This is a genomic window from Thermococcus sp. PK (genome assembly GCF_000430485.1).
Taxonomy (GTDB): Archaea; Methanobacteriota_B; Thermococci; order Thermococcales; family Thermococcaceae; genus Thermococcus_A; species Thermococcus_A bergensis.
In genome coordinates this window covers 450,364-455,165 of sequence record NZ_KE387149.1, presented here as the reverse complement: position 1 = coordinate 455,165, position 4,802 = coordinate 450,364, and the positions used below count along the sequence as shown (strand labels likewise).

The following is a 4,802-nucleotide window of genomic DNA, read 5'->3' as shown; positions in this document are numbered from 1 at the left end:
AGCGTTCTGTTAGTTTGTTGTACCTGATTTTGGGGAACAGCTTCATTTCTTCGATTAGGACTCTGTAAGCGTGCTTGTAAACTCCTCCGAAGTGCAAGTGTGCTAGTATTGCGAAGGTTATTAGGTCGTAGAGGCTGATTATTTCCCTGTGAGTGTTTCTCGGGTAGTGTTTGCTGATTATCGGGTAGATTTCGGATTTTATGATCAGGATTTTCCTCTGAAAGCTCAATACAACCACCAATCAATCAAAAGACTTAAGTGCTTATAACTCTAACGATCTAATGGGAACTAGGGTATAAATATAATGCAAAAACTGCAAGGGGGTGAACCTCGTGAAGTGGAAGCTCCTGTTCGCAGTCCTGCTGGGACTGCTGATGGTTGGAGTGACAGCAGGAAGCGCGATGGCAACTCCAAGTATCCCAAGAGACATTGAACCTCAGTCAGTAACTCCTGGAGCCGCTCTAGAAGCTTATCTCACTGGAAATGGCATTCAGAATAGCCGCATAATACACTTGATATTCTCCGCATACAAACATTATAAAGTGGAGCATGGAAGCAAACTCTCGATGGTGATTGGCATTGGAAAGTTACCAATAGGAGGGTATCGGGTTTGGATAGGAACCCCGAGTGGGCTGTTTCATAGGTAGTGATAAATGGAACTTTTGAATTCCTTTGTTTTCCGTAATTTTTAAATAGTCTCTAATTATACTTCCTTGTGGTGAAGCAGTTCCCAGAATGTGGGGTTTGTCAAGCCCGAATGGGGACTGTCGAGAGCCTTGAAGATGTGGGGAGTCTCCGTTCCCCCGAAAGCCAGCCAATGAAGACGGGAGGCTGGAAGCCTACCCGTTACGAAATTAACACCCTACACACACTTTACGGGTAGGCAGAACGGTTACAGTGTATCCGAACGAGGTAGACTGGATGTGGAACGAGGCTAGATATGAAGGGACAACAAAGAAATGGGGCAAAACATTCCATAAATTCAAGATTGAAAACAGTGGTTGGACCATGTCTTCCTTTAAAGTCCCAATGAAGTTCTCAAAAGGAAAAGGAGAAAGCTACGGTATACTAATACTTGGAGCAAACACTTACGATGAAATCGACACATTTCTAGGCAACCTCGGAGGTACCCTCTTAGGACGTCTATTGGCAGGATCTATAGGGGGCATTATAGGCCTCTTAGGGGCTTCTGGTATCAGTTATGACTACATAAAAGTTACTGAGGTGTGACCTGTGGGGAGCAGGAAACTTGAGGCCATCGCTTCGTTTCAAGCGCTTCTTTTACTTATTTTTGGTACCCCACCTCTAATCAAGAAACTCCCTAGTTCTACCCTGTTTCCAGCAATTTTAGTGGTAGGACTTCTATTAGTTGATAGAAGCAAGAAAGCCTTTAATGAGTACCTTCGCGATCTGATTAAACAAGAAAGAAAAACAAATGTTGCAACCTTATACAACGCTGCAACTTTTTCTTTAGTGATGTTAGGCCTCCTCTCACTCTCACTCGCATCGATTGCTAGTAAAGAGGGCTATTCGAGAACCACCATAAGTTTCATGATCTTGCTCATGTTATACACGTTTCAAGTGTTTTATTCCCCTCTCACTTTTTCCAGAATCGTTAACATTGCCGTTTCCCTCTATGCCCCCCACGTGCTCGCTCTTGAGCTTGCCGGATTTTATGAAATGCCCATAATTTTGATAATAAGCGCAATTTTCAGGGTTTTCCTCTGGGTGCTTGCAATCACTCTAGCGCTCCGCATTTTCAAACTGAACGAACAAGGAACAGACCTCTTGCCATCCCTGTTTCCCCTCATATACGCTGGATGGATAATAACAATGATCCGACTTGTTGACTACTTCTATCTCTCCCTATATTTCCGGAATGTAATTGAGAGCCTTATTCTCATATCTGCCTGGATGATATCGTTTTATCTCCTTGGAAAGAGACTCAAGCCCTACACCGGCAGCAGGGCCTACCTGATCTCTTTCAGTGTTGGAGGAGTTTTGTTCGTATTGGTGCCACCTCCAATGACTATGTAACATAACCCCAACAAGAATGTAAACCGGATCTGCCCAACCTCTGGAGGTGCCGAGAATGAAGTTTTATGGGTCAGGAAGGATTAGAGGGGAAATGTTACGTATTTTGGTTCTTATATTCTTTTTAACTGGCTTTTTGATTTCGTTTGATCCGGCTACCGCAATAATAGGAGTCATAACAGCTTTCATACTCACATTTGAACATCAGAAAGCTAAAAACAAAAATAAGATCAAAGATGCGATTTTCTCGCTTATTGGACTAACACTTGGAATTACTAGTGGAGTGGAAATTTATGGGACAGAGAAGTACCTTTCTAACTGGCACTCCTTGTGGTGGATACCAGTTCTCTGGGCAATTGCCACACTAGTGGAGATATTAATCCCAAAGTAGGATTCGAGTTGGAAACCTAAGAGTGGCAGTAACCAGTAGTGGAAGGTGGAGTGGATGAGGGTAAGAGCATTGATGTTTCTAGCTGAGGGAGTTTTAGCCACACTTCATCCGTGGCTTGCTGCTCTCATCTTAATTGGAAACTGGATAGCCAAGCCCAGAATGAAATACTACTCCAGAAGGAAAACAAGCCTTCTGTTCTTGGCGGGGATGCCTGTTGGGTTCATGCTTGGTTATGGACTCTTTAAGGAACATCTCCAGTTGTGGTGGAGCTATAAGGATGGCTTATTCAGGACAATTGCAGGAACCAAGAATCCAGTTTGGATTCTCATAATACTGGTAGGACTTGGAATCTGGGGAATTCTCAGGGGGTCTAGAGATGAGGGGAAAGATTAAATGGATACTGGCCCTTTGGATACTGGGCGAAGTAATATGCTCATACCAGTTAGTCGGTTTTTATCACATGCTCAGGATTTTTAACGTTTCCATATCCCGCCTGTGGTTACCTCTACTTGTTAACGGACTTAGATTTACCTTGCAATCCCTAATCTTACTTGGAACCTTAGCTCTGATCTTAAAGAAAACACCTTCCCTTGAACTTTACACGATTTACTCCGCTCCCCTCCTTATTGTAGGACTCGCCAGTGCAGTGCTTCGATTGAGCATTCCTTCAAAGATAGGACTTAGAACCCCTTTAGAACAACTATCGCTGTTTGTGGGGTTTATTCTTCTCATTGTTGGATTAATAAGGTATTATTCCAAAAATTTGGATACAAAGAAAAGAAAATTGATTGCCTATATCACCATACCCATCCTAGCTGGGGAGATAAAAGCAGACTAGAATTTTATTCTGCCTATGTGATAATAAACCACGTCATTGTCCTCATCGACCACCGCCAGAACCATCTTTTTTCTAACCCCATGAGCAACCCTAACCCTAGCGGTTAAGTCGTTTGGATACATCTTCTGGTTCTCACTTACAACCCAGATTAGCCAGTCCGCATGCTCCTCCATTCCTTTGCGGTACACTCTAAAGTGAGAACCGTATTTGAGAGCTGTCTTCACAGTGTAGCCCCTATTCCTAAGATTCTTGTAAACCAAAAACTTTAGATCAAAGTGCTCATCTTTTTTTCTTCCAATTTCGAAAAGCTCTTGAACGCTGAGCTCTTTTTCACCGTCAAAAACTTTAATCCATCCTTTGTCCAACAGATAAGCGGCTTCAATAAGAGAAAGGAAAAGCTTGCCATTTACAACTTCCCCATAGTGCCGCTTGTTGTAGAGCTTGTTTATAGCACTCTCCATCGTGCTGAAAACCCTATCTCCGCTTAGGTAAAATTTGAACTCACTCAACTCCTGTCCCCCCATGCGTCTGATGTGAGAACCATGTAGTAGGCATCCTCGCCATCGGAGTAGTAGCCTTTTATGATTTTCATCTTCTTAAAGCCCAGCTTTTCGTAGAGCCTAATTGCCCTCTCGTTGCTGACCCTGACTTCAAGTCCTATATACCTAGCTCCCTTCCTCAGCAGCCTGTCTATCACAACTTCCATAAGGGCCTTACCAATCCCATTTCCTCTGTAAAGCGGGTCAACGGCTATGCTCATTATATGTCCTTCCAGATCTGGTCTTAGATATCCCATTACGTATCCTACTATCCGCCCGTTGTATTCTGCAACGAGAAACGTGTCCGGATTTGCCTCCAGAAACATCAGAAACAGGCCCCTCGGGTATTGCTCCCTAAAAGACTGCCTCTCAATACGCATAATCTCACTTAGGTCAAAAAGAGTGGCGGGTCTTATCGTAACGAGGCTTAGGGGAATTTTTCTGGGGATGGAAGTATCTCTTGAAGAGAGGCTCATAGTTGAAATATTCGCCCAGTGGTTTTTAATCTTATTGATTTAAAAAGAATATCAAAGAGAGATTATTATCGGCTCAAAAGGCACCTCTATCTTCCCATCTTTGCTTTCAACCTTTCTACCTGTCAGAAGGTCTATTCCCTTAACTTCAATCTCTATCTCTCCGATTTTGCCCTCCAAGTTGAAGATTCCAACCGCATTTTTGCACTCTACAACCGCAACTCCTTCCTTTGCCAAATACACCCTTTGACTGTTGCAGTCAATTGACTTTTTAATCTCGATTAGTTTCTTGATAAAAGATGAAAACTCCTCATTCCCCTCTTCCCAGGGAATAGGGTCCTTTTCAAAGAGGCTCGGCTGCTTTTCGATGGCATACTCCTGACCTGCATATATCAGTGTAGCCCCCTTGAGCATAAACCTGACCTCCTCCCCGCCCTGAAGGGCGAGGGTTCCAACGAGTTAACCCCTCGCCAACGGCGGAAAGGTTTGAGGGGTCTCATTTAGACCCAAGTTAAAGCGGGTCTTCG

9 protein-coding genes and 1 pseudogene are annotated in these 4,802 nt (G+C 43.6%); 6 read left to right on the top strand and 4 right to left on the bottom strand.

All coding sequences use genetic code 11. The features are described from left to right. Positions 1-238 (bottom strand): annotated as a pseudogene (locus THEPK_RS04375) (IS982 family transposase); the annotation flags it as partial. A 94-nt stretch (positions 239-332) separates the two neighbouring features. On the opposite strand from THEPK_RS04375, the gene THEPK_RS04370 reads away from it, so the two are divergent. From THEPK_RS04370 to THEPK_RS04345, 6 genes are all read left to right on the top strand, one after another. Beyond that, positions 333-647, top strand: coding sequence for a hypothetical protein (locus THEPK_RS04370; RefSeq protein WP_042698782.1), 315 nt, complete (start codon positions 333-335; stop codon positions 645-647). A gap of 274 nt (positions 648-921) precedes the next feature. After that, a complete protein-coding gene (locus THEPK_RS04365) occupies positions 922-1,230 on the top strand; it encodes a hypothetical protein (RefSeq protein ID WP_042698779.1) in 309 nt (102 codons plus the stop codon). A gap of 3 nt (positions 1,231-1,233) precedes the next feature. After that, positions 1,234-2,037: a hypothetical protein gene (locus tag THEPK_RS04360; protein ID WP_042698776.1), complete on the top strand. Its 804-nt coding sequence runs from the start codon at positions 1,234-1,236 to the stop codon at positions 2,035-2,037. A gap of 55 nt (positions 2,038-2,092) precedes the next feature. Beyond that, positions 2,093-2,425: a hypothetical protein gene (locus tag THEPK_RS04355; RefSeq protein ID WP_042698773.1), complete on the top strand. Its 333-nt coding sequence runs from the start codon at positions 2,093-2,095 to the stop codon at positions 2,423-2,425. Positions 2,426-2,479: 54 nt separating this feature from the next. Further along, entirely contained in the window at positions 2,480-2,818 is a 339-nt protein-coding gene (locus tag THEPK_RS04350) for a hypothetical protein (protein ID WP_042698770.1), read from the top strand. After that, entirely contained in the window at positions 2,802-3,263 is a 462-nt protein-coding gene (locus tag THEPK_RS04345) for a hypothetical protein (protein ID WP_042698766.1), read from the top strand. The genes THEPK_RS04350 and THEPK_RS04345 overlap by 17 nt, the downstream gene beginning before the upstream one ends. On the opposite strand, the gene endA is transcribed toward THEPK_RS04345, so the two are convergent. From endA to THEPK_RS04330, 3 genes are read right to left on the bottom strand one after another with little or no spacing between them, the layout of a single operon-like run. Further along, positions 3,260-3,787, bottom strand: coding sequence for a tRNA-intron lyase (endA, locus tag THEPK_RS04340; protein WP_042698763.1), 528 nt, complete (start codon positions 3,785-3,787; stop codon positions 3,260-3,262). The genes THEPK_RS04345 and endA overlap by 4 nt on opposite strands. Beyond that, positions 3,769-4,278: a ribosomal protein S18-alanine N-acetyltransferase gene (rimI, locus tag THEPK_RS04335; RefSeq protein WP_042698760.1), complete on the bottom strand. Its 510-nt coding sequence runs from the start codon at positions 4,276-4,278 to the stop codon at positions 3,769-3,771. Before rimI ends, endA begins: the two co-directional genes overlap by 19 nt. A gap of 51 nt (positions 4,279-4,329) precedes the next feature. Continuing rightward, the gene (locus THEPK_RS04330; RefSeq protein ID WP_042698757.1) at positions 4,330-4,689 is read right to left on the bottom strand and encodes a hypothetical protein; all 360 of its coding nucleotides are present in this window, start codon (positions 4,687-4,689) and stop codon (positions 4,330-4,332) included. Positions 4,690-4,802 lie beyond the last annotated feature (113 nt).